The sequence below is a fragment of the Paenibacillus hubeiensis genome, from assembly GCF_032334105.1.
GTDB classification, from domain to species: Bacteria; Bacillota; Bacilli; order Paenibacillales; family Paenibacillaceae; genus Paenibacillus; species Paenibacillus hubeiensis.
The window spans coordinates 97,484-122,510 of the sequence record NZ_JAVYAE020000016.1 but is presented as its reverse complement, the minus strand read 5'-3'; the positions used below and the strand labels follow the sequence as shown (position 1 = coordinate 122,510).

27 protein-coding genes are annotated in these 25,027 nt (G+C 52.1%); all 27 read left to right on the top strand.

Annotated features, from left to right (window positions below):
• Positions 1 to 224 precede the first annotated feature (224 nt).
• The 27 genes from RSX24_RS27565 (at position 225) to RSX24_RS27435 (ending at position 25,015) form a co-directional block, all read left to right on the top strand.
• Positions 225 to 1,160, top strand: a complete 936-nt coding sequence (locus RSX24_RS27565; RefSeq protein ID WP_343262366.1) for a hypothetical protein — start codon at positions 225 to 227, stop codon at positions 1,158 to 1,160.
• Between the two features lie 85 nt (positions 1,161 to 1,245).
• Complete coding sequence (locus RSX24_RS27560) at positions 1,246 to 1,446, top strand: YqzN/YkzM domain-containing protein (protein ID WP_343262365.1); 201 nt, start codon at positions 1,246 to 1,248, stop codon at positions 1,444 to 1,446.
• The gene (locus tag RSX24_RS27555; RefSeq protein ID WP_343262364.1) at positions 1,446 to 2,909 is read left to right on the top strand and encodes a phage tail sheath subtilisin-like domain-containing protein; all 1,464 of its coding nucleotides are present in this window, start codon (positions 1,446 to 1,448) and stop codon (positions 2,907 to 2,909) included. The genes RSX24_RS27560 and RSX24_RS27555 overlap by 1 nt, the downstream gene beginning before the upstream one ends.
• A 330-nt stretch (positions 2,910 to 3,239) precedes the next feature.
• Complete coding sequence (locus tag RSX24_RS27550; RefSeq protein ID WP_236415328.1) at positions 3,240 to 3,647, top strand: phage tail tube protein; 408 nt, start codon at positions 3,240 to 3,242, stop codon at positions 3,645 to 3,647.
• A 137-nt stretch (positions 3,648 to 3,784) separates the two neighbouring features.
• Positions 3,785 to 4,219, top strand: coding sequence for a phage tail assembly chaperone (locus tag RSX24_RS27545; RefSeq protein WP_339276520.1), 435 nt, complete (start codon positions 3,785 to 3,787; stop codon positions 4,217 to 4,219).
• Between the two features lie 188 nt (positions 4,220 to 4,407).
• A complete protein-coding gene (locus RSX24_RS27540; RefSeq protein ID WP_339276522.1) occupies positions 4,408 to 6,204 on the top strand; it encodes a hypothetical protein in 1,797 nt (598 codons plus the stop codon).
• Positions 6,205 to 6,258: 54 nt separating this feature from the next.
• Complete coding sequence (locus RSX24_RS27535) at positions 6,259 to 6,888, top strand: LysM peptidoglycan-binding domain-containing protein (protein ID WP_343262373.1); 630 nt, start codon at positions 6,259 to 6,261, stop codon at positions 6,886 to 6,888.
• The gene (locus RSX24_RS27530; RefSeq protein ID WP_339276523.1) at positions 6,885 to 7,871 is read left to right on the top strand and encodes an XkdQ/YqbQ family protein; all 987 of its coding nucleotides are present in this window, start codon (positions 6,885 to 6,887) and stop codon (positions 7,869 to 7,871) included. Before RSX24_RS27535 ends, RSX24_RS27530 begins: the two co-directional genes overlap by 4 nt.
• The gene (locus RSX24_RS27525; protein ID WP_343262363.1) at positions 7,864 to 8,274 is read left to right on the top strand and encodes a hypothetical protein; all 411 of its coding nucleotides are present in this window, start codon (positions 7,864 to 7,866) and stop codon (positions 8,272 to 8,274) included. Before RSX24_RS27530 ends, RSX24_RS27525 begins: the two co-directional genes overlap by 8 nt.
• Entirely contained in the window at positions 8,267 to 8,728 is a 462-nt protein-coding gene (locus RSX24_RS27520) for a DUF2634 domain-containing protein (RefSeq protein WP_343262362.1), read from the top strand. Before RSX24_RS27525 ends, RSX24_RS27520 begins: the two co-directional genes overlap by 8 nt.
• A 3-nt stretch (positions 8,729 to 8,731) precedes the next feature.
• Positions 8,732 to 9,871, top strand: a complete 1,140-nt coding sequence (locus RSX24_RS27515) for a baseplate J/gp47 family protein (RefSeq protein WP_343262361.1) — start codon at positions 8,732 to 8,734, stop codon at positions 9,869 to 9,871.
• 195 nt (positions 9,872 to 10,066) lie between these two features.
• Entirely contained in the window at positions 10,067 to 10,627 is a 561-nt protein-coding gene (locus RSX24_RS27510) for a YmfQ family protein (protein WP_236415403.1), read from the top strand.
• Positions 10,628 to 10,647: 20 nt separating this feature from the next.
• Complete coding sequence (locus tag RSX24_RS27505; protein ID WP_343262360.1) at positions 10,648 to 12,138, top strand: tail fiber protein; 1,491 nt, start codon at positions 10,648 to 10,650, stop codon at positions 12,136 to 12,138.
• A 40-nt stretch (positions 12,139 to 12,178) separates the two neighbouring features.
• Entirely contained in the window at positions 12,179 to 12,664 is a 486-nt protein-coding gene (locus tag RSX24_RS27500; protein WP_236415308.1) for a phage holin family protein, read from the top strand.
• Between the two features lie 316 nt (positions 12,665 to 12,980).
• Positions 12,981 to 13,409, top strand: a complete 429-nt coding sequence (locus RSX24_RS27495; protein ID WP_339276537.1) for a phage tail terminator family protein — start codon at positions 12,981 to 12,983, stop codon at positions 13,407 to 13,409.
• A 47-nt stretch (positions 13,410 to 13,456) separates the two neighbouring features.
• The gene (locus RSX24_RS27490) at positions 13,457 to 13,771 is read left to right on the top strand and encodes a hypothetical protein (protein ID WP_236415302.1); all 315 of its coding nucleotides are present in this window, start codon (positions 13,457 to 13,459) and stop codon (positions 13,769 to 13,771) included.
• Positions 13,772 to 15,088: a phage tail sheath family protein gene (locus RSX24_RS27485; protein ID WP_236415300.1), complete on the top strand. Its 1,317-nt coding sequence runs from the start codon at positions 13,772 to 13,774 to the stop codon at positions 15,086 to 15,088.
• A gap of 1 nt (position 15,089) precedes the next feature.
• Positions 15,090 to 15,548 (top strand): phage tail tube protein, encoded by a 459-nt coding sequence (locus RSX24_RS27480; protein ID WP_145320645.1) that lies wholly within the window; start codon positions 15,090 to 15,092, stop codon positions 15,546 to 15,548.
• Between the two features lie 246 nt (positions 15,549 to 15,794).
• On the top strand, positions 15,795 to 16,217 hold the full coding sequence (locus tag RSX24_RS27475) for a phage tail assembly chaperone (protein WP_236415298.1): 423 nt from the start codon (positions 15,795 to 15,797) through the stop codon (positions 16,215 to 16,217).
• 200 nt (positions 16,218 to 16,417) lie between these two features.
• Positions 16,418 to 18,493: a hypothetical protein gene (locus tag RSX24_RS27470; protein ID WP_343262359.1), complete on the top strand. Its 2,076-nt coding sequence runs from the start codon at positions 16,418 to 16,420 to the stop codon at positions 18,491 to 18,493.
• Complete coding sequence (locus tag RSX24_RS27465; RefSeq protein WP_236415294.1) at positions 18,494 to 19,195, top strand: LysM peptidoglycan-binding domain-containing protein; 702 nt, start codon at positions 18,494 to 18,496, stop codon at positions 19,193 to 19,195.
• Between the two features lie 16 nt (positions 19,196 to 19,211).
• Positions 19,212 to 20,183: an XkdQ/YqbQ family protein gene (locus RSX24_RS27460; RefSeq protein ID WP_343262358.1), complete on the top strand. Its 972-nt coding sequence runs from the start codon at positions 19,212 to 19,214 to the stop codon at positions 20,181 to 20,183.
• Positions 20,184 to 20,188: 5 nt separating this feature from the next.
• On the top strand, positions 20,189 to 20,443 hold the full coding sequence (locus tag RSX24_RS27455) for a DUF2577 family protein (protein ID WP_343262357.1): 255 nt from the start codon (positions 20,189 to 20,191) through the stop codon (positions 20,441 to 20,443).
• Positions 20,440 to 20,856, top strand: coding sequence for a DUF2634 domain-containing protein (locus tag RSX24_RS27450; RefSeq protein ID WP_343262356.1), 417 nt, complete (start codon positions 20,440 to 20,442; stop codon positions 20,854 to 20,856). The genes RSX24_RS27455 and RSX24_RS27450 overlap by 4 nt, the downstream gene beginning before the upstream one ends.
• Positions 20,849 to 21,907, top strand: a complete 1,059-nt coding sequence (locus RSX24_RS27445) for a baseplate J/gp47 family protein (RefSeq protein WP_343262355.1) — start codon at positions 20,849 to 20,851, stop codon at positions 21,905 to 21,907. Before RSX24_RS27450 ends, RSX24_RS27445 begins: the two co-directional genes overlap by 8 nt.
• The gene (locus RSX24_RS27440; RefSeq protein ID WP_343262354.1) at positions 21,904 to 22,449 is read left to right on the top strand and encodes a putative phage tail protein; all 546 of its coding nucleotides are present in this window, start codon (positions 21,904 to 21,906) and stop codon (positions 22,447 to 22,449) included. Before RSX24_RS27445 ends, RSX24_RS27440 begins: the two co-directional genes overlap by 4 nt.
• A 1-nt stretch (position 22,450) precedes the next feature.
• The gene (locus RSX24_RS27435) at positions 22,451 to 25,015 is read left to right on the top strand and encodes a hypothetical protein (RefSeq protein WP_343262353.1); all 2,565 of its coding nucleotides are present in this window, start codon (positions 22,451 to 22,453) and stop codon (positions 25,013 to 25,015) included.
• Positions 25,016 to 25,027: the final 12 nt, after the last annotated feature.

Here is a 25,027-nt window from a genome sequence, read left to right as displayed (position 1 = left end):
GTGTAAGATTGTATTATCGGATCAGTAGCAAACGGGCACCACCGAAAGCATATACGCTAAGTATGAGGACCAGCCGGCGGCTGGTCTTTTTCATGCGGTGAGGTTGCCTAACTGTTGATCCGGTACCAAACCAATGCAAGGAGTGAGCCTCCAATGCCCCTTGTTGCTGCGCAATGGGGATTAAGCCAAATCGGCAGCCGAAAGGGGAGAAAACGCATGCAGACATGCAATACAGTATGAGCGATGCAGCATATACAGCAGGCAACCCGGGATCCATGGATACGGGAAACGTCGGCTCGTTGAGCGCACGAATCAGGCAAACCCTCAAGCGCAGACTCGCGGAGGAGATTCCTGCCTGGAACGGTCGTGTCGGGGATATCCCGGCCCCGGGAGAAGTGTTAAGCGGACCTTGCGCGGTGGTTGCTTTTGCCGAGGAGGTGCCGAAGTCGGCCTGGGCGGGTTATCGGCGTATCATCCACGTTTACCCTTATGCCCGTTCGGAAGACGGAGGCGCGGAACAGGTGGAGGCTTGGTCAGCGCAGCTGATCGCAGCTTTGCATCAGGCACGGCTTGAGGATGACGAGGGCGGCGCGTTCACCTGCATCTATGTCGGCTCGCGGGAATGCGACCGTATCGATCAGGCCTCCGGCATGATTACGCGCAGCTTGCGCTTCGCCGTTTATGTGCCGGAACCGGCCGATCACGCTCCGACTATTTCGTCTGATCCGTGGATGCAGGCGATGCTGGATTGGACGAGCAAAGAGCTTGGCAAGGATTGGGCGGTGTATGCGGATGTATGGCCGCGAGGCTATGAGAACCAAACCGTTTTGTGGCGGCTGGCTGGAAGCAGCACGTCTGCGTCAGGGACGAATGCACTGGAACTGCGCAAGCAATGGATCGGCCACATCGTGGCATCGGGGGAAGAAGAGACTCGGCTTGCCGTTACCCGGCTGGTGGAGCAGCTTGGCGTACAGGCGCGCATTCCTTTGTCCATTGCGGGTGATAAGCGGTACGCGACTGTGGATGAAGTCTCCGCAGACCTGCAGGCAGATGCCTACCTGAACGGTCAGATCCGGTTGACGCTCCAGCAGCGCATTCGCCGATCTGTGGCAGATGCACCGCTGATGCAGGCAATTCATCACAAACGTGTGCTGGAATAGTCCCGGTGGCGAGGGACTTCAGCTTCATGAATGCGCAGCGGATCAGGCACGCAATAAAACTTATGGATAACGAGGTGAGATGCCCATGGCAGGCACGTTCAAAAAAAATGCGCAGGCAGCCCCGAAGTATACGCGGGCGGAACTGATGAATCATGCGGAAGCCCTCTTTGCCGTCAAGGCTGAGGTGCTGCATGGTGCGCTGTTTGAAGCGGCGCAGCAAACATTTTCCATTCAAGAGGTTCAGGAAAGCATCGATCAATTTATGAAAGCGAAGGTGAACGGATAATGGCAGGCGGAACTTGGGAGCAAACGAATCGTCCGGTACTTCCGGGCTTGTATATGAATTTTCAGGCGGCAGCGGCATCGGCCATTCAGGCCGGATCGCGGGGGACCGTCGTTGTTCCGGTCAAGGCGAATTGGGGCCCGGCAGGCACGTTTGTGGAAGTGGGCAGCGAAGCGGCGATCGGACAGATTTTCGCGGCAAACGCCTTGGATAACGGGACGGCCTATGCGTCCTTGAAGCTGGCACTGTTGGGCGGGCCGAAGAAGTTATTGGCATACCGCGTAACCGGGGAAACGGCGAAGGCGGCAAGCTTGGTGCTGAAGGATGGCAGCGATGCGGACGTGCTGCAGCTGACTGCCAAATATCCGGGTGATCGCGCCAACGGTTTCTACGTTACGATTCAGCCGGGCGTCATCGACAACACGAAGCATGAGGTGCGTCTGTTTGAGGGCAACAAAATGCTGTATGCCTTGCTGACGGCAGACATTTCGGCCGCGGCGCTGGCCGAGCAGATCAATGCGGATGAGAGCAATCTGTGGATTACCGCACAGGCGGTAGGCGATGGAACGGGCACGGTAGCGACGGTGTCGGGAGCTGCTTTCAATGGCGGTGTGAGCGGCAACGAAAGTATTGCCAATGCGGATTACATTGCTTTGCAAGCGGCGCTGGAGGGACAAACGTTCGATGTGCTCGCCCTGGATCATGCGGCGGATGCGTCTTTATTGGCGAGCTTTGCGGCGTGGGTGAAACGTGTGCGCAGCGAAGGCAAACCGGTGATGGCGGTGTTTGGCGGTTCTTCCGCGGACGATACTTCGGTGAATGCGGCGCAAAAGGCGGCAGCGCGCTCCCTCACGCTGAACCATGAAGGCGTCATTAACGTGGGGACGGGCGTACGTTTGGGCGACGTTGATTACAGTTCGGCGCAAACCTCTGCGTACGTGGCGGGTCTGATCGCCGGGCAGCGTTTGAGCGAATCGACCACGTATGCCGCGACTCCGTTTGATGATGTGACGCGCCGCTGGACGCGTGCCGAGCAGGAGCAGGCCGTGCAGAACGGGGTGTTCGTTTTCATCCATGACGGACGTCAAGTGAAGGCGCTTCGCGGTGTGAACACGCTGGTTACGCCTGAGTCGGGTCAAAACAATGCATGGAAAAAAATCCGTTCGATCCGCGTGATGGATGCGATTAACACGGATTTGCAGCGTTCCGCGGAAGACAGCTACATCGGCAAAGTGAACAATACCGAGGAAGGACGCTTGGCGCTGATTTCGGCCATGAAGTCCTACCTGGGGCTATTGGCGCAAAGCAATGTGATCGAAGCGTCCGGTTACGATGTCGTGCTGGACCCGGCATATTACGGCGACTCCCCGGTATTCAAACCGGAGGCGGATCAGGTGTACCTCCAGTGGAATGTGAAACTGACCGATGTGATGGAGCAGTTGTTTGGCACATTTTATGTGCAGTAATTGGCGTTGGGATTAGGGCGTGGGGAACCTTATACCACGAGACTGATCGCAGAGGGCATGAGATGGAGCAGCCGAATTTTTAACGAACCTGTCGCACGTCATTGGCTCCAAATCGATGTGGTTGGCACTTTAACGAACCTCAGACGTCTTATTTGCCCGAAAACGGGCGTTGTTGCTTGTTTCCGGCCCGAATAGCGTGGCTGAGGTTCGTTACATTGTGGCATGCGTGATTTATCTCCAAATAAGGTGTCTACGGTTCGTTAGAACTACGCAAATGAATCAACGAAGAGGTGTGGAACCTCAACACATATAACCAAGGAGGAATTTTACATGTTGGATGCATCAAGAGTTATTCTCGGTACCCACGGTCAGCTGCATATCGATGGTGTGTGGCAGACCAATATCAACAAACTGGAGGCCAGCGTGGAGATCGAGAAGCGCGAGCTGAACCTGGTCGGCAACGACTGGAAGGTGCACAAAAACGGCGCCAAAAAAGGCACCGGCACCATGACCGGTTACAAAGTGACATCGGACATGATCGTGCGCGGTTTTACCAAATTCGAAATTATTTCCTCGCTGAACGATCCCGAGTCCTATGGTCATGAGCGGGTGCTGCTGAAAGGCTGTATGGTCGACAAAATCCAGTTGGCCAACTGGACGGCCGGCGAGGAAGTGCCGGAGGAGACCGGTTTTACCTTTGAAGGATTCGATCTGCTTGATCCGATTGTAGCCAGATAATTCGAGCGGAATGTGAATGGGCTGGGACGTTCCCGGCCCTTTCATTGACCATGTGTAAGAGATGAGAAAATATGCTGGTGAATGGATCAAGTTGAAACATTGAATTTATACACAGTCAAAAAAAGGAGCTAACAACCATGAGCGTAAACGAACATTTGTCGGAAGAACAAATTTTGGACCAGCTGTTTGAAGCAGCCGAACGGCTGCCGGAGGAAAACGTGCGCATCCAGCGCCTGGATCTGCTGCTGACCCTGCGCGGCCTGACGTCCTCGAAGGTCGATCAGATCCGCGAACGCTGCACGATCCGCAAAACCGTCAAAGGCCGCACCGAGGAAAAAGTAGACACGGAGACATTCAACGCGCTGCTGATCTCGGAAGCGACGGTCAAGCTGCAGGTACGCAGCCTGGAATTGTCCGGCTGGGGAGACAGCCGCATCACTGGACGCATGAAGCTGTCCGGCGGGGAGCAGGCGGTTCGCCGCATGCTGCTGGCAGGTGAATTGGACGCGGTCGGCGACAAAGTACTGGAGCTGTCCGGCTTCGGCGTGGAGATTGAAGACCTAAAAAACTGATTCACTCCGGCGGGATGACGACGTACCTGTACCACATGTGGGTGCGCCATCATTTGCGTCCCGGAGAGTTCTGGGCACTGCCAAGAGGAGAGCGGTCATTGCTGCTCGCTTTTAGTGAAGAGGAGATGAACGCTTTGGCCGCGACAGCCAATCGATAGAGGAACAACGATACGTCAGGAGGTGAACGAATGGCAGAAACGATTATTGGTTTGTCCCAATCGAATGCGCAGATGCGAACGACGATTCGTTATCTCGACCAGATCCAGCGTTCCACGGATCGGTTGGGCCGAACGCGATATCAGAGTTTGATCAAGACCAACAACGAGTTGCGGACAACTGGGCGACGTTTGGAGAGCATATATAGCACGGCGGTACGATTGAGCAGGTTACGGATTATGCCGAAGATCGGTTTAATCGATGAACTAAGTCCGGCATTGGATCGTGCGCTTGCGAAGCTGAACAGTGTGCGCGGACAAATGGTAAAGGCATCCGGAACGGTGTTGGTTGACGTAAAGCAAAAGGTTGAAGTGGAAATGGGCAAAATGGGTAACAGCATAATTAATCATACAACTTTTAATAATGCTATGAGTACAACTACCAGTGCTCCAAGTAGTTCAGGTAGTTCAAATCCAGGATGGATGGACTGGACTACAAATGCCAATAACGCCGTCCTTAGTCCTTTGAACAATGCTACTGACTTAATAATAAAGTGGGGGGGCGGTTTGAAAAAATTATTTTCAAAAAATGATAAAAATGGATCTAACTGCAACTGTTGTTGTGGTGGCGGCTCTTTAGTCGGTTCAATCAAGAACCGTTCAAAAGGGGGAAGGGGAGGAAAGCCAACAGGAGGGAATAGTTCGGGTCGTAATGCCAGCAACAAGGGTGGCCGATCAGAACAAGCTCGACAACAAAATAATAAAGTGACTGTTAGGACAGATGCTGGTGAAAAGAAAACGATCATTACAAAGACTACTGATAAAATGATGGATGATGCAGTTAGAGATTTTCGACGACAAAATGATAAATCGCTAAAAATAGGCAAAGGAATATCTGGACTTACTTCCGGCATTATGTCAGGCTCACCGCTGGATATGATGTCTGGGAACGGCATGTTCTCCAAAATAAGCAATGGTCTCGCTAAAGGTGCAGGAAAAATGCTAGGTCCGCTTACCATGGTCGCCAGCGTGGCCAATATTGCCACCGCTCCCCCCGAAGAGCGTGGACGTGCCGTCGGCTCCATGATCGGCGGTACGGCAGGAACAGCGATCGGCAGCGCGATCGGAAGTGTATTGCTGCCAGGCATTGGAACCTGGGTTGGCGGTGCGGTTGGGGGCTGGGCTGGCAGTGAAGTCGGCGGCTGGATCGGAGATAAGGCGAAAGACATCGGAAACTTCATGTCCAGTGCAACCGAAGGCGTGGGAAATGCTTTGTCCGGCGCGGCTGATTTTGTGGCCGAAAAGACGAAGAACATCTTCGGCGGAATCACCGAGTTCTTTGGCGGCTCTAAGAAAGAAGAAGCTCCTGCGGTGACGCCCCCCGCTTCCGTACCTTCACAGCCAATGCCAGCTCCGCCATATATACCAGAAGCTCTTTCGATAACCGGTCCGAAAGCCTACTTGTCCGGCATGGGCGGCGGCCCAACGGCGGCGGCACTCGCTGGACCGAACCTGATGCAAATGCAGGCCATGGGCATGGGTACAGGTGCAGGTGCAGGTGCGCAAGCACAGGCCGCGGGCAACGGCACACCATCCACGATGACCGTGCAAATTTCCGAGGAACAGATGAGCAGTCTGGCTGGTTACCTCACCGATTTCAAAACTGAGGTCACCAACCAAGTCTCTGTCAACGTGCCTGCGGGAGCGGTGCAAGTGACGGTGCGCGAAAACGCGATCGATTACGATGCCCTCGCCCTTCAGATCGGGGGACGCCTCTCGAATGAATTGCGCCGTGCCATGGAAAATCGCCGATCAACGGTGATGGCTTAAAGTGGAAGGAGGTCAATCATGGCATTCATTGAAGATACACCCGAAGGTTTGGACATGCTCTTTACCTTGAAGGACGGATCGACCACTTTCGAGTTTCCGGTCAATCCGGAGGAGGTAAGCATATCCCGTTCCAAAGGGTACGAAACGATCAACATGCTGGAGCATGGCGAGTTTGATTTTGCGATTGGGGAGAAGGTGAAGGAGATCACCTTCTCTTCTTTTTTTCCGAAAGAACATAACCGATCCTTCTGCCAAACGACGACGGTTCCCGACCCGCGTGTGGCAATGAACGTACTGAATACGTTTCTGGTGTCCAAAAAACCGCTGCGCTTCATCATCTCGAACACAGGCGTGAACGTGCCGGTATACTTGATCACCCTGAACACCACCTTCCGGGGAGGCGAGCCGGGGGACATTTATTTCGACCTGACGCTCCGCACCTGGCGGGATTCGAAAGTGGAGAAGCTGGGTGCAGGAAGGGCAAGCAAATCGTCGTCCTCACGGACCGACCTGAAAAAAAACAGCAAAACGTATACCGTCAAATCCGGTGATTCATTATCGAAAATCGCCAAAATGGAGCTGGGAAGCAGTTCAAAGTGGAACGAAATCTACCAGCTCAACAAAAAAACGATCGGCAACGATCCCAACCGGATCAAGCCCGGGCAAAAGCTGGTGCTGCCATGACGTACAAAGTCATTGTCGAAGACAAATACGATGTCACCAAGCTGGTCGAGACGATTACGCTTAAGGATTCGCTCGACCAAATTGCTTACCAAGGCAATGTCCGGTTGGCAGTGTCAGCAACTTCCGGTTTGCCTGCGATATCGCCGGGCATGGCGGTGCGGATCAGCGGGGTTCCTTTTGGCGGCACAGGTATGGCGACGTTGCTGCATCCCGCAGTCATTTGGGAGGCGGAAAGCTCGAACGGCAGCGTCAAACGGTTATCCCTGACGATCTACGACCGGATGATCTATCTGGAAAAATCGGAGGACGAGTTTCTGCTGCCCAAAGACCAAACGGCCACGCAGCGGCTCAAAACGTATGCAAAAGAGTGGAAAATCCCATGCGCCACGCTGCCGAATACGGCGACAAAGCTTAGCAAAGCGGTGTACCGATCGCAGACGATCCTGTCGATGATCTATGCCGATCTGAAAGAGACGGCCAAATCGGGCGGGGACATGTACCATCCCCGGATGACGCCTGCCGGGCTGCAGCTGTTCAAGGTGGGCAGCAATGCCAAAGTGCATGAACTGGACCGGCTGATCGACCTGTCGCAAATGCGTACATTGGAGGGCGCGGTAACCAAAGCAAAAGTCATGGCAGCCTCCGAGTCCAGCAGCGGCAAGGAAGTTCCCTCCAAGGTGTTGGCGATTGAGGAACAGGGCATTGCCGAACTTGGCACACTGCAAAAGCTGTTCCAGGACGATCAAGTCAAAACGGCAGCGGCCGCCAAAAAGCTGGCCAAGAGCAAGCTGACCGGCATCCAGGAGACGTTTACCGTGACGGCGCCGGACATCAATACGATTCGAGCCGGAGACGCGGTGCGCCTGAAAGGGATAAAGCTGATCGTTATGTCGGTCAGCCGGGATTTGTCGGCAGGTCCGGGCACGATGACGCTGGAACTCGGCACGGCCGAACTGGTGAAAAGGAGGTATTACCTTGAATAAAGATGATCCGTATGGGCATTTTGCCGATGTGATGCGCGGCGCGATGAGCAACCATACTCGCCAGGCCGTCAGCGGTCTGGGCGCGGTGCTTGGCACGATCACGTCGTCCGGCGTGAAGCTGGACGATTTCAAACATGAGGTACAGGACTATTTTGTGGCCGAATACCCCGGCACCTTGGAGCTGCCCGAGCGTGAAACGACGGGTTCAATCTCCGGTATCAGCGAGGTGGCGAACGGAGGAACGACGAGCGAGGGACGCTTTCTTTTGCAAAAAGAAGAAGTGGAAGAGGCGACACTATCCCTTGGAAAAGGGATGAAGCCCGGCGACCGGGTGCTCGCAATGCGGGTGAACGGGGGCAACGACGTCGTGGTGCTGTGCAAGGTGGTGAGTGCGGGTGCCTAGTTTGTTTCCGGAAATCGGGATGGTGTGGGGCGATGAAGAAGATTGGTCCGGCCAGGAGGCGGAGTCGGTAGAGGTGCAGTTTGGCCGAAGCTGGCGTTTCGATTACGATGCCGGGGAATTCGTGCTGACGCCGAGCGGCAAAGTTGCCGCGGCAGACGGTCATGAAGCGTGGGTGCAATGGTGCAACAAAGCGGTGCGCACGCCACGATACCGACATGTCATTTATTCGCGCAATTACGGCTCGGAGCTGGAGGACCTTATTGGTGGTGGCGACAGCCGGGGCGTGGTGGAAAGCGAAATCGTTCGCATGGTGACGGAAACGCTGCTGGCCGATCCACGCACGGAGACGGTGGACCAGTTTGCGTTTGATTGGGAACGGGAAGTGTGCCGATTCTCTTGCCGGGTGACGAGTGTGCAGGAAGAGTCAATGATTTTGGAAAGCGAGGTGATCTGACGGATGGCAGAGTTTCCGAATTATTTGGAAGAACAGACCGAAGAGCAAATTATGCAGCGCATGCTGGATCGGTTGCCCGTCGATTTGGACAAGTCGGAAGGATCGTTCCTGTGGGATGCGCAGGCACCAGTGGCTTTTATGCTGTCGGAGGCGGCAGTTTGGGCGCAAGAGCTTTTGCGGCGAGGGTTCGCGAGTACGGTGGCAAGCGGTGACCCGAATTTCCGTGCAGAGGAGCTGGACCTGCGGGCAGGCGAGCATGGCATTACGCGGCGTGCAGCGGTGGCGGCACAGGGAGTGGTGCGTTTTGTGGGAACGCCGGGCAAAGTAGTGCCTGCAGGCACCGTTGTCGCTACGCTCGCGGACGAAATTTCGGGCGAGGCTTCGCTTGAATATGAAACGACAGGTAGTGTGGAGCTGGATGCGGAAGGTTCTGGAACCGTGGGCGTGCGTGCATTGGTTGCTGGAAAAGAGAGCAACGTGCCCGCAGGCACGGTCGTTGTGCTATCCACGCCTGTGAGTGGCGTGACGTCCGTGGTGAACCCTGATGCGATCAAGGGCGGCGCGGATATTGAAACGGATATGGCGCTGTTGGAGCGCTTTTATGCAAAGGTCCGCAACCAGGGGACGAGTGGCAACAAGGCGCAATACATCCAGTGGGCGAGCGAAGTGCCTGGCGTTGGCGCGACACGCGTCATTCCGCTCTGGCAGGGGCCGGGCACGGTTGGGCTGTATTTGCTCGACACGGACAAACGGGCGGCTGGCCCGGATCTGGTGCAGGCGGTGCAGCAGTATATCGATCCGACGCAGGATGGACAAGGCGAAGGCGCTGCGCCCGCAGGACCAATCGTTAGCGTGATGCCGGCCGAGGAAGTGCCGATGAACATTGAAGTCAAACTGACGTTGGCGAGTGATGTCACATTGGCGGAAGTAAAGGAGCAGATCGAGCGCGGGGTGACCGCGTATTTGAAGCAGCTTGCTTTTGCCGATCCATTGGTGCGTTACACCCGCATCGCCGCGATTCTGCTCGACATTCCACCGATCATCGATTATGCGGAGCTGACCGTAAACGGCATGAGCGACCAGAACATTGAAATGAAGCCAAGCCAGGTTGCTGTGCTGGGGACGGTGGACGTGCATGAGTAAGGTGCTCAAGGAGCAGCAGATCATGGATGACATGTGGACAGCGCTGGAGATGCAGAAGGAATTTTCAAGGCAGGACTCTGGCGGAGCGGAAGGAGGTGGCCGGATGTGAGTGCTGCTGTGATGAGTGACGAAATGGATGGCAAGAGCAAAGATGCTGCTGTTCAGAGTGAAGGGATTGCCTTCAAAAGCGTAGATATTTCGAGTGCCAAAGGGCGTGAGCTTTTTTCCTATCTCCCCGGGTACTATGAAACTTCGCGCGTAATGCGTGCCGATATGCAGGCCAAGGGTGCGGAGATGGACATGCTGTACCAAGCGCTGGAGGAAACGTTGGACCAATTTTTCGTGCGCACGGCGACGTGGGGACTGGACTACTGGGAGCAAGAATTGGGTATTGAGACAGATCGTCTCAAACCCGTGGACCAGCGGCGCGCCGTGGTGGAATCGAAGCTGCGCGGTGCAGGAACGTTTTCGGGCAGACTCGTGAAAAGTGTAGCGGAAGCCTATGCGGGCGGCAAGGTGGACGTGACGTTTCAACCGGAGGCGTGGAGTTTTACGGTGAGCTTTGTGGACACGATGGGCATTCCGCCGAATATGGAGGATCTCAAGCGAGCTATCGAAGAACTGAAGCCGGCTCACATGGCTGTCGAGTATGAGTACCGTTATCTGAACTGGGATGATCTGGACCGCAAGCAAGTGACATGGGATGAACTGGATGCCGCGTCATTGACGTGGAATGAACTGGAGGTGTGGGCGTAATGCCAATGGAGACTGATCGATTGAAACTGCCGCTGCCCTTGGGGAACGAGAATGTGACCCGGGAAAGCATTAATGCAATTTTTGAAAAGATTGATGCGGGTGTTGCGACGCAGGAAGATTTAGAGATGCTGCGGGAAGCAGTGAACAAGATGGATATCCCGGATGCGTCGTTGACGCAAAAAGGGAAGGTGCAGCTGTCGAGCAAGACAAATGGGACATCCGAGACGCTGGCGGCGACGGAGAAGGCTGTAAAAGCTGCAGTCGACAGTGCTATTCCGAGAATGATTCCCGACACTCGAAATGTCCCAACAAAGCCGAGCGACTACAGCAAAAGTGTCGCATACTCCTTCAAGACAGGCCCCGTGGCTGGTCTACCTGCTGAACAATATGTTGTTATTCACGGCTTTAAAGGTTGGAATGATGACAGCGGTGGTGTAACCCACGAATATGCATCTGGAGGGACAACCGGACAAATGTATCATCGTACTGGGACGTCTGCTAACGATACGTGGGGACCGTGGATGCAGATTATCGATAACGGTGTACCGTGGCAAAAGCGTATGCTTACGAATGATGATGGTGCATCACTTAATATAAGCAACGGCGATGCTAACACCCTCACTAGGCATGGGTTTTATGTAGGGGAGAATATCGCTAACGCACCGAGAACCGGAGCAGGTGAATGGTGGTATATCCGTGTTTCGGCTATGAACGTAAACCTATGGGTCAAACAGGAAGCCATCAACCTTTTCAGCAATACCTACCAAATGCGAACGGGCTCAGATGCTGGAAATGGAACTATTAATTGGAGCCCGTGGACACAAGACCTTTTTACATCTGTCAGTAACGGGAAGGCTTCGGTCGCTGCCGCCATTACTGACAAAGGAGTCTCAGCATCGGGCAGCGAAAGCTTTGCAAGTTTAACATCGAAAATTAGAGAGATTCAACAGGATAGATCGGGAAGTATGAAACTATCCTTTACCTCTCCGACGTATACTGGAACATATTATGATGGTGGAGCAGCCCCTAGTAGTAAAGAGCTAATCATAGCTGATTTTCCATCAGATATTAAAATGATATCCTTTTTTTCGGATGGATTTTATTTCAGGAATGCAGCATCAGCAATGAATAATTTAACGACAGCATCACCATTTTCAAATTTTGCGTCTGGTTATTCCAGAAATGGATGTACTATGTCACTAGTATTGAGAGACAGCAATAAAGTTTCTAATAATATCTATAGCGTAACTGGATATTCAAATAGTAACACAAATGGCAACGACGGTTACATCAATTGGCTTATTTCTTTTCAACTCGATTTAGTTAGTGGAAAAGGTACTGTATTATCTACAAATGGAGCAGTCTCAAGTGTGTCTGATTTAACTCGGCCGATAGGAACGAATTCAACACCTTTACAATTGGTTTTAGTTGTTACTTATTGGGCAACTCCTGGTTACCATTACGTTTCTACAAGTAACATGAGTTTATCGGGTAATCTCTTTTACAGATAGTAAATTAATGAATTTTATTCTTATTAGGGAGAGGGATCATTTGGAAAACTTCATTAAATGGCTCCTCGCCTTCCTCACCAGCACCGCCACCTACTTCTATGGAGGCTGGTCAGGCGTACTAGGTGTGCTGCTCGTCTTCGTCATCCTCGATTACGTGACCGGGATGGCGGCGGCGGCGGTGGAGGGCAGGTTGGAGAGTAATGTCGGCATATTCGGCATTGCGCGCAAGGTATTTATTTTTGCCATGGTATCGGTGGCTCATCTGGTGGACGGTGTCCTGGGAGACGGACATATGTTCAGGGATGCGGTCGCCTTTTTTTATATCGCGAATGAGCTGTTGTCCATCATCGAAAACGGGGGCAAGCTCGGCGCACCGATCCCTCCGGCGATCCGTCAGGCGATTGAGGTATTGAAGGGCAAAGGGGGCGAAGGGTTAGCTCCCACAACCCAATCTTCAAATACCAAGAACGCTTCGAACGCGGACAGCGAAAACAAAAACAACGATGCCTCTACCACAAACCAATGACTCTCGCGATGGAAAAGACCAAACCATCCGCCGTGAACCATGCGGTGCAGAATGCCTATTCTTGGCTGGACGGTAAAGAGAAGAGGGGCAGCGCCCCCAAAGCATCGTCTTTTTTCCGCCCAAGCCTCGGCATCTTTTCGCAGAAACTCAAACCTTCCACCATCCGCGCTAGGATCGAAAAGGTATAAAGTTATATCATGGCATAACAAGGAAGTTAGCCGTGAACATATCAGCACAATCAAACATCCAAACATCAGCAGACCGGCAGACAAGCTGGTCTTTTTCTGTCCTATGAATATCGCAAAGGAGGTGAATCATGTTTACAGAAAAACTAACGGCTGCCGTCGTCAACGCGCTCTCGCTGAAATTTCCGGATATGCCGATCCGTCCCGCAGCTTCTGCCAAGGAGATTTCCACGGATGTGGAGGCGATCGAATACCGGTTGTTATCTGCGCAAATGACGCGAGAACGCAGCGATCGTTTTGTGCAGTCGTACGCTTACGAAATGGTCTGGTCCACAACAAAGGATATACGAGCCGGCTTGCCGGACGAGCTGTTTGAGGCATTGGAGACGGTCGATGTGGAGGGCACGCCGTATCGGGCGGCGGAATTGCGCTGGGAAGGCCGGGAAGACGGGCTTCCGCGCATGATGGTGTATTACACTGCACGCACAAGCAAGGCGTCTCCGCCCGTGGTTGTCATGCAACATTTGGACTCATCCTCTGCCTTGAAAACAGCAACATAACGAGGAATGAGGGATGCACAATGAAAACGATGGGAGGTGTCCTGGCCATGTTTACGAAAAAAGCTCAGGAGCAGAAAAGCTCTAATCCAAGCACGCAAGCAGCCCAACTCAATCCAAGCAATGAACCCATTGCTGGCAATCTGTCTGACCAACAAACTGTTTCGGAGCAGCTGCCCGGAGTGAACCCAACGGATCCGGCAGCTCGGCCGCCTTCGTTCAGCAAAGCGCAGTTTGCTCACGCAGAGCATTTTACCCGGATTGAACGGGATATTTTGATGGCCATGCTGCCGGAACACGGAACATGCACCATGGAAGAAGCGAAACAAACCATTCACCAATTCAAACTCAAGGAGGCGCAATAAATGGCTGGAGGAACATGGACAACGCAAAACAAGGTACGCCCTGGCGTATATATTAACTTTGCATCGGAGGGATCTTTGCCGGGCACCGTTGGAGAACGGGGGACTGTAGCGCTCGCTCTGCCACTGTCCTGGGGACAAGCAGGCAAAATAATGACGATCCAAGCAGGGGAGGACGTGCAGTCCAAACTCGGCTACGACTGGACCTCTCCTCAACTGCTGCTCATTCGCGAAGCGCTCAAGCGCGCCCAAACGCTGCTGCTCTACCGATTGAACGCAGGCACCCAAGCCAAAGCCACGCTCGATAACCTGACTGCTACAGCCAAATTTGGCGGTAAACGAGGGAATGATCTGAGCATTGCCATCGCCGCGAACATTAACGATGCAGAACAATTCGACGTCACCACCCTTCTAGGCAGTAAAGAAGTGGACAAACAAACCGCTGCGACGATCGGCGAACTGGTTTCCAACGATTACGTCGTTTTTGCCGGGACAGGCGAGCTGACGGCAACGGCAGCTCTTCCGCTTACCGGCGGGGAGGATGGGACGGCAACGAACGAAGCGCACGCAGATTTCCTCGCTGCACTAGAAGTGCTTGATTTCAATACGGTCGGCCTGATCTCTGAGGACAATACGCTGAAATCCGTATACACGTCCTACATTCGCCGTTTGCGTGAGACGGAGGGCAAAAAGGTGCAGCTGGTCGTGTCCAACTACCCGGCTGCCGACCATGAGGGCGTGATCAGCGTACGCAACGGCGTTGTGCTGTCTGACGGGACGGAGCTGTCCGCGCAGGAAGCGGTGGCTTGGACGGCTGGCGCGACGGCCGGAGCAAACATCAACGAATCGCTGACGTTCCGTGCCTATGACGATGCGGTGGACGTCAATGGCCGATTGACGCATACCGAGACGGAGGCTGCTCTGCGCAATGGCGAGTTCGTGTTTACGGCGAGCAGCAACCGGGCCGTCGTGGAACAGGACGTGAACACGTTCCGCTCGGTAACGCCGGAGAAGGCGCGCCATTTTGCGAAAAACCGCGTGGTACGCGTCCTTGACGGCATTTCCAATGACCTGAAACGGATCTTCGAATCGTACTTCATCGGCAAAGTGAACAACAACGAGGACGGCCGCAGCCTGTTCCGCTCCCAGTGCGTGACGTACCTGAAGCAGCTGCAGGACATCGGTGCCATCCAAAATTTTGACTCCAATGCAGACATTACGGTTGCGGCAGGCAACGAGTCGGACAGCATCGTGATCGACGTTGCCGTGCAGCCTGTGGATTCGGTGGAAAAAGTATATATGAAAGTGAAGGTGGCTTGAGATGGCATTTTTGAAAGCAAGCGATACGATTTCCGGCCAGGAGGGCCGCGCATACGCAACGATTAACGGACAGACGGAAGAGATGTTCTACGTCAAAACGCTTGAAGCTACGGTAGAGAAACAAAAAGCCGAGGTCAAAACGCTGGGCCGCCGCGGCGTGCAGCATAAAGCAACCGGGTGGTCCGGTTCCGGCTCGATGACGATTTTCTATACGACGTCCCGCTTCCGCGAGCTGATGCTGCAGTACATGCAAAACGGCGTGGATACGTATTTCGATATCGAAGTCACCAACGAGGACCCTTCTTCCACGATCGGCAAGCAAACTGTAACGCTGAAAGGCGTCAATCTGGACAGCGTGATCATGGCGTCGCTGGATACCGAGTCCGAGGCGCTGGAGGAGGAAGTAAGCTTTACTTTTGAAGATGTGGACATGCCGGTGTCGTTTAATTTGCCGAAGTAAGATAACCACCCTTTTGAGTCGGAAATCATTTTAACTTCTGCTGTAAAGCAGCCTGGAAAATGAATTTATAAGCCAACGCACCCGCCATGTGGACGGGTTATTCGTCGTGCCCAGCATGAACAGCCATTTCCGCTGACGATGCTGGGTTTATTTTTTAGAGGAGAGAGGCGGGTCTGCTCTCTTTACAACATATGTCCAACAGCTGCACGAATTGCGGTGGGACTATTTTCTGAGGAGGAAACATTCATGAGTGGATTGAGTATGTTTTTTGCGCAAAATGCAGCTTCGGAGGCAACGGTCGATTTCGTCGTGTCCCCGCGTTTCAAAAATGAGGACGGCGAACCGGTCGCTTGGAAGCTGCGCAGCATGACCGAGGACGAAAACCAGGAGTGCCGCAAAGCGGCCACCCGAAAAGTGAAAGGCAAAAACGGCGTCTATACGCCTGATATCGACGCCAATGATTACATGGCCCGCTTGATGACGGCAAGCATCGTCTACCCGGATCTCAAAAACGCGGAGCTTCAGCGTTCCTACGGCGTCATGGGCGCGGAGTCGCTGCTTCGCAAAATGCTGCTTCCGGGCGAGTTTGCCACCTTGGGGGAGCAGGTGCAGAAGCTGAACGGCTTCAACCAGGACATGAACGATATGGTGGATGAAGTAAAAAACTGATCAAAGAGGGCGACCCGGAAGCCAATCTGGCCTATTACGCCCTCCATGAACTGAAGATTCTCCCTCATGAGCTGATGGCGCTCGCTCCAAGGGAGCAGGCGGCCATCTATGCCATGATCTCTGTTCGGGTAGAGGAGGAGAAGAAAGAACGCGCCCGTAGCCGTACCCGCAAGAAATAACAGGGAAAGGAGGAGAAGAAGATGTCTGATACAAGAATAGACGTGATCAACCCTCCGTCAATAAACAATTTGATCAATAATTTGAATCTGGTACAAGTAAAAACGACTGAAATCCTAAATAATTTCAACCAGATCAATCGGATTAATCTCAATCAATTCAACCAGACCAATATATCCAATCATTTTAATCAAGTGAACCAACAGTTGAATGTAACGATTAACCTGATGGACAAACTGGACGACACCGCTGATGATGCGGGGAAATCTCTAAGTGACAACCTCAGCCAATTATCCAAATGGCTTCAAATGGTGAAGTCTGTCGGGAGTGTTGTACTAAAAGCTGCTGCTGAGGAAGAAGATTGGAAGTATCGTTACATGATTGCAGCGGAAGATCCGGATCTTGGAAAGGGTGCTTATCATAAGGTTCGGGATCAAGCATTTAAAGGCGGACAAAATGTGAACGATTCGCTTCAGTCTTCACTACGTTTCCTACCCCTGGTACAAAATATGGGCCAGATTGAACAACTGAATGAGTTGTCCAAACGTCTAAGCGTGCTGTCTCCGGATGGGAAAAGCCTGACAGATGCCTCATCTGCATTAGTCAGTGCTATGAATGGAGACAATTCGAATTTGGCATCTGATTTTAATGTTTCCGAGGGTGCACTTGACAATGCTGGTTTGGAAGGATTCATCGAGACCAAGGATTTGGATGGTTTTATACAGAAAATGCAGACGGTGCTTGAGATGCAGGGGTATACCAAGGAGGCATTCGATACGATGCTCGATTCGCCGCTTCAGAAATGGACGGGGATCGTGAATCAATTTAATGCTGTATTAGCCGAATTGGGAACGAAAGCATTAGAAGTTTTATCACCTGTATTGGATCAATTAAGTGAAGCATTTAGCTCGGGGCAATTCAGTAGTTTTACGGAGTGGATTGGCACAGCTTTTGCCATGATTGCACAGGTCATTGCTTTCATCGTGCAGGGGGTTATCGCTTTTGCCACCGTCGTTCAGGAAAACTGGGATTTGATTGCGCCGATATTAACGGCTATTGCCCTTGTATTGCTTGCAAACATCATTATTCAGTTGAGTGTTGTCATCGTGCAGGTACTGGCACTTGCCGGTGCTTGGTTACTATTAAACTGGCCAATCTTATTGGTTATTGCGGCAATTGCTGCAGTGATAGCGATACTGAATTTATGCGGTGTTTCAGGCACGCAGATCGTCGGATCAATCATTTCTGTATTTCTGATGTTGTTCGAAAATATTCGAGTGAAAATTGCTATGTTGTGGAATCTATTCGCTTCTTTGGCTGAGTTCCTCATCAATTTATTTATTGATCCGGTGTATGCCATCAAGAAACTATTCTATGATCTTGGAATGTTCGTGCTTCAAACCTTGTACAACGTAATGGTAGGAATCGAAAGTTTCCTGGGCAAGGCTGTGGGTGCTATTGGCAAAGTTGCTTCATTCATTAATGACACGTTCGGCACCAATCTTGACGTCGTTTCTGAAGCCGATATTAATATCGGAAGCAAAAAGGTAAAGGAATGGATGAATACATTAGAATCCATGGCTCCGGAAAGCGATAAAGACGTTGTATCTTTGTTCAGGATGGATAGTGAATTCGATCCGAATGCTGGAGATAAAGGGCAGCAGCTGGCTGAGGATTTCTTTTCCAAATTTTCTGTCGACGATACCGTTTCAGATGGTGGTTTTCCTGGTAATTTTGGCGATGGTTTCAAACCAGAGACCCCTACAATGCCAACCGTACCATTAGCACCAACAGCCCCATCCGTGCCGACCATGCAAATGCCCAACAACACAAGCAACATCAACAAAATCAACAATGTCGGCAAGGTCGATCAGATCGGGGACGTGTCGGGCACGGTGGACGTGACGAGCGAGGACCTGAAGCTGATGCGCGAGTTGGCTGAAATGCAGGCTATCCAACGTTTCGTCAGCCTTACGCCGACCGTGCAAGTGACGACGGGGGATATCAACAGCGGCCACGACATCGACAGCATCATTACGAAAATCACCGATGGCCTGAACAGCCAAATCGTCTCCAGCGCACAGGGGGTATACGGATAAATGGACTATTACATTCAGCTCAGCTACAACAACCGCGCGGAATATATGTACTTTCCGGTCAACCCGGAGACGATCGAGTTTGCGGATGCGCTGGATGGCAGCACGCATGACGTGACCGGAATCGGGGAGATCAATGTCATCAAATCCCCTCGTTTGAGGGAAGTGAGCTTTAGCGGTATTTTTCCGGCCGATTACAGTCCCTACCACATTTATTACGATGCCAGACATTCTTCTATTAAAGAGCAATACTACGACGATCCCTATGAATACGTGAAAAAAATCATTCGCTGGATGCAGACGGGCAAACGAGCCAGATTGTTCTACTCAAGCGCCCGCTACACGATCAACATGCCCGTGTCCATCGAGAGCTTTGACTGGAAGGAAACGGCCGGGCAGGTCGGCGACATTCAATACGATATCAAGCTGAAGGAATACAAGTTTTATTTGCCCAAAAAGGTGGAGCTCGTCAAGAAGAATGACGCGAAACAGGCATCTGCCGCCAAAACGAAGGATGAAACGACGCGCTCGGACGAAAAGGTGCAGCCGAAAACGGTGACGCTCAAAGCCGGCGATTCGTTATGGTCCATAGCTAAAGCCCATCTTGGAGATGGTGCGCGCTGGAAGGAACTGCAGAAGCTGAACGGCATCCAGGATGCCCAGATCAAACGTCTTCCGATCGGGCTTGTACTCAAGCTGCCTTGAAAGGAGGGAAAGTAAAATGAAACACCAGCTGCTGCTGGATAACAAGCAGGGACAGGTATGGGACATTACCGGGATCGTGACGGATATTACGCACAAAACGTCGCGCATCGGCAAGTCCGCGTCGTTGGAGTTTACGCTGATCCGGAGAAAGCATAACCCTGGCGCATCATTTACTTATGAAAACGGTTATGTTGTCAGATATGTATCCGACGATATCGGCGTTTTCTATGGGTACATTTTCTCGGTAGACAGTGGCAAGGATGAGACGGTCTCCATTAAAGCATACGATCAGACCCGGTATTTGACGGCGAACCAAACGTATCAGTTCCTGAACGCAACCGCAGCGGACGTGATCCGCCGGATCGCGACGGATTTTCAGTTGAAAATGGGGGACCTTGGAAAACCGGAGTACGTCATTCCGCGCATGCTTTTCGACAATAAAAAGCTGATCGACATGATCTGCGAAGCGCTGGATCGTACTCTCATTTACAGCGGCAAAAACTATATTTTCTACGACGATTTCGGCCGATTGGTGCTTCGTGAACCGGAGCAGATGCCCTACGGCTTCGTGATCGGAGACGGGAGCCTGCTCACCGATTATTCGCATTCCCGCTCCATCGACGACGAAACGTACAATAAAATCAAGCTTTACCGCGACAACAAGGAGACGGGCAAACGGGAGACCTATGTCGCGCAGAATTCAAGCAGCATCCGGCAATGGGGGCTGCTTTTTCTATATCAGAAGCTGGATGACGACCTGAACGAAGGGCAGATCAACGAGATGCTGAACACGTTAATGACCTTGCGCAATCGGGAAACCCAGAAGCTGAAGGTGGATGCGCTAGGCGACTTTCGGGTGAGGGCAGGGACGTACGTCAATATTCAGATCGAAGATTTGCAGATTAATCAATATTTTCTGGTGGATGAATGCACTCATAAGGTGGAGGGCGGGATGCATACCATGTCGCTGGATCTGAAGGTGGTGTAAACGCAATGCTGGATGTCATCAAAAAGGCGGCGGTGGCCGCCGTGGATGCGCGTGTTCCCGTACAGGTCATGTACGGAACCGTGACGAAAACCGGGCCGCTGGAAATCACGGTGGAACAGCGGCTCATTTTGAAGGAACCGTTTCTCGTGTTGCCCGAATCGATCGTGAATAAATCATGGCAGACGGGGGATCAGGCAATTCTGCTGCGCGTACAGGGCGGAGACAGCTTTGTGGTGCTGGATCGGCTGGTGAAAGCATGATTCCGCAAGGGGCACAGATAACGGAGTCGAAGGACGATGTGGCGCGGACTGTTGCGCCCAGCAAAACCTATGAGCTGGATCTGGCAGGAGGCCGAATCGGGAGATTGGGCACGGATGGCCGGGAGGCTGTCAAGCAAGCCATCCATAAGGCTTTATCTACCCGCCGTTATGAATACCTGATCTATTCATCCGATTACGGCATGGAATGGTCACCCGAGGGACTTGCCGGTCGTTCCATGGTGGAATCGGAGCTGGAACGTTGGATTCGGGAGGCGCTGATGCCGGATGACCGGATCACAGAGGTAGGGGATTTTCGATTCCGCCATGAGGGGGATCAGGTGACGGTTTCTTTTACCGCCCAAACGGACTTCGGCAGCTTGACGGAGGAACTGGAGGTGAACGTGAATGTATGAGCAACAAACGTATGAAACGATTTTGAACCGCATGCTGGACCGCGTACCGGAGGGCATCGATAAAAGGGAGGGCAGCATCATTTATGATGCGTTGGCCCCTGCCGCCGTAGAAATGGCGCAGATGTATATCGAGCTGGACGTGAACGCAAATTTGAAATTTGCGGATACGGCTACCGGTGAATACCTGGATCGGGCAGTGGCTTGGTCAGGCATCTCACGTAAACGTGCGACACCGGCACGGTGGGTTGCTTCTTTCAAGAACAGCCGGAATCAGCCGGTGGATGTGGAACTGGAATCCCGGTTTTCCATGGGAACGCGCGTGTATGTGGCCGTGGAGCGGCTAACGGCGGGGCAAGTTGTGCTGGAGTGCGAAACGGCCGGCGCGATGGGCAATGAATACAAAGGAACGCTGCTTCCGATCGATTATATTCCGGATCTGGCCGCTGCGGAAATGGTGCGTCTGCTGGTGCCCGGTGAAGACGAAGAGACGGATCAGTCGCTATATGACCGTTATCAGGACAAGGTATCTCGCCCGGTAACGAGTGCGAACCGCTATCAATATGAGCTGTGGGCGCGAGAAATTGCGGGTGTGGGCAAAGCCCGGGCATTTCCGCTCTGGGATGGTCCCGGAACCGTGAAGGTTGCATTGCTGGGCAATGACATGCGCCGTCCTGCCGAATCGGTGATCGAAGAAGTGCAGACTTATATCGATCCGACCCAAGATGGCATGGGGGAAGGTGCAGCGCCGATCGGCCCTGTCGTTATGGTGGTTGGCGCAGAAGAGATTCCGATCGATGTCGAGGTCAAAGTGACGCTTGCTGCCGGGTCTACGCTGGAGGGGATCAAGACCTTGATTCAGGAAGGCGTAACAGCGTATTTGAAAGGGTTGGCCTTCGATGATCCGCTGGTGCGCTGGACCCGAATCGCCAACGTCATCATGGACATTCCGCCCGTGATCGACTACAGTGATTTGCTTATTAACGGAGGGACCAGCAATGTGGACATTGCGCAGGATGCGGTGGCCGTGCTCGGCACGGTGAAGGTGTCATGAGCCGCAAGCCTGACTTGATGACATACCTGCCGCCGCTGTATGAGCAGGTGCTGGAGATGAAGCTGCTTGCCCGGACCGAGGGCGAGGAATTGGGACAGCTGCTGGGTGGCGTGGACAGCGTGCTGGATCAATTTTATCCCGAGTCGGCGACGTGGGCGCTCGCGAGATATGAGCAGGACTTGCATATCCCGGTCAATCCGTTAAAGCCAGCGGACCAGCGCCGGTCGGTCATTATTTCGAAGATGCGCGGCAGCGGCAAAGTGTCCGGTTCGATGCTGCGCAATGTGGCGCAGGCGTATGAGAGCGGCGGCATCGAGGTGTCCGTTTTGCCAGGGGAGTATGCGATCCTGATTCGTTTCGTGGATACATATGGCTTGCCGCCCAATCTGGATGATTTGAAGGCGGCCATTGAAGAGATTAAACCGGCACACATGAGCGTGGAATTCCATCTGCGCTATTTGACGATTGCCGAAGTCGAAAGCATGACGCTGAGCGAGATCGAACAGACTCGGCAGGATAAATTCATGGGAGGTGGCGCTTGAAATGAGTGAGCCGAAAACACCGAATCTTGCGTTGAATCAGATCGACCGTTCTTCTCCGGCAACGACGTATTTCGATCTGGACCGATATCTGGATCAGAACTGGGGCAAGGTGGACGATTTTGCAGGCGAGATCAAGGAGCAAGTGGATGAAGTAACAACTAAGGCGGACGGTCTAAAAGAGCGTCTGGATACGGAGCAGCGCAAATCGGTTACGCTGAAGCCAGGGCTTCAGGTGATTGAAGCAGAGCGGGCGTCGGCTTTTAGGCTGGAAGGGCTGAAAGGCCGGACGTTGGTGAATTTGTTGGGGCGTGATGGTGGATTTGAAGGGTACAATAATTGGGCAATCGGGGCTATGTCAGCAAGCCTTGATACGACGACATATGCTGAAGGCAGTACGAGTTCTTTAAGAGTAACTCTCGCGTCCGAAAACAGTAACATCAACCGGACAATCACGACCGTTATCGGAAAAAAATATGTGTTGATTGCTGATGTGAAAAATGTATCCTCTGAGCACGCGCACGTTTCGATTAATGCTTTAGTTGACGGAAACAAAGTAACGAGTGACTCTTTTGACACCTCGTTTGTTAGTTTCACTGCAACTGCAGCTGCTCACACGATCGCAGTTGTTGGCAGCGGTTCTCCGGGGCAGACTTTCAACGTCGATAACGTACGTTTGTATGAAGTCAGCGAGGATGAATACGCCGCATTGGGCAGCATGACGCCGACACAAGTTAGCGCTAAGTACCCGTATACGGAAATGATAACAGGAGTTAAGAATCCATATGCGATTTGTTATGGACAGAATTTGTTGCCGCCATTTTATGAAGCTGCCCTGATCACTAAAAACGCCAAGATAATCAGTCCATACGTTTATGAGCAAACAGCAGAAGCCTTAGGTCCATGGACGAGATTGCTTGTTAAAGTTCTCCCTCAGACGGACTATCATTTATCCTTTTCAACTTTAAACGGAAAAGGAATGTTAGCCGTATTTTCGGTTGATGAACAAACTTTGTTGCTCGATTATAGTCCAAATGGAGGCACATTTAATACAGGTGCTTATACACAGATTTCTGTTTATATCAACGGGAGTGGAGATCGTGTTGATACAATTATTAATCCAATGCTAACCCTTGGTAAAACAGCAAAACCATTTAAACCTCGCGAAGAAGCCATGCTTGCGATGGAAACCGAGTTGCATGCTGATCCAGCCACCGGAGCAAACCCGGATATGGTGATTGAGAGGGAGGGGCAGTATTTCAAGTTGGCGAAGTGGCACAGGGTTGTACTGGATGGAAGCAAAATTATTACCCTTATACAAGGTAACAACAATGGGTATAAGACTATTTATCCCAAGGTAGAAGGTGTCAATTATGACTATCTTTCTAGGGATGCGGCTGTTGCTGTTAAATTCGACGGGAAAATTTTGAGATGGGGGTCTCACGAAGCAGCTGCAGATGCATGGGCGATTGATAAACTCAATAAAAACCTTGCTATTTCTGTTTCCGCTGAAGATAGTGGATGGGGAGACGCCTATACACCTACAGCCGATGAGATTAAAGCATATTTCATGGGATGGAAGATGTACACGTACTCGCAACCAACAGACGGTATTTATCCAGGTACAGGGGTAAAGGCATGGGTGGAGATAGCCTGGAAAGATAGAAGCACCGATTCGAATATTGGGCAACATGTATCGTATGTGTTACCAACAACACCAGCTTCGAACTACACTCCGTACAAACTCCTATACCAGCTTGCTACGCCAGTCGTCGAGCCGATCACGTCTGAGGGGCAATTGACGTTCTTCGAGGGTGATAATCAGGTTGAGCTAGGTACGGGTATTGTGTTGCGGGAGGGCGTAAAACCTGCAAGATACGGAGATTGGGCTGTGGTTAACTATACGTATGATGGTGATCATGCACTGTTACAAAATAAAGCCGATGTAATTAAGTCTGTCTATAAAAACAGCAAAAAAATATCCGGCTACCTGATTACACGTAGACCCCAAGTATCTTATGGTAACGAGTATATTGGAATACCTTGGACCGACTTTGATTCTACTGATATATACACCGTCACATACCTGATGCTGGACAAATATCCGGCTGTGGACTTTTCAGGAACCTATGCCGAGAACGAAAAGGCCCTGCTGCTGGATGCAGTCAGGACGTTGCAAGATAACACCACACGGATTTCGGTCCTTGAGAGCAAAAAAGCAGAAAAGGACAGTCCTACATGGATTACGCCGACATTGCTTAACGGATGGGTTCCATACAGCACTGACGGAATATACCCAGCAGCTAGATTTTTAAAGGACTCTATGGGATTTGTCCATTTTGATGGGTTGATCAAAGATGGTGTTGTGGGAACCAATTCTCCTGTTTTCAGGTTGCCGACAGGATTCAGACCTAAGATGTCCATTACTTGTGTAACAGTATCTTATGATGGTGGTAGCGAGGAAGTGCCGTCCCGTATTCGTATTCATCCTAGCGGAGATGTCTTTTGTGTCGCAGGCAGTAATCTTTATTTCTCGCTGGTTATACCGCCATTCCTAGCCGAACAATAAAGGAGGGATCAC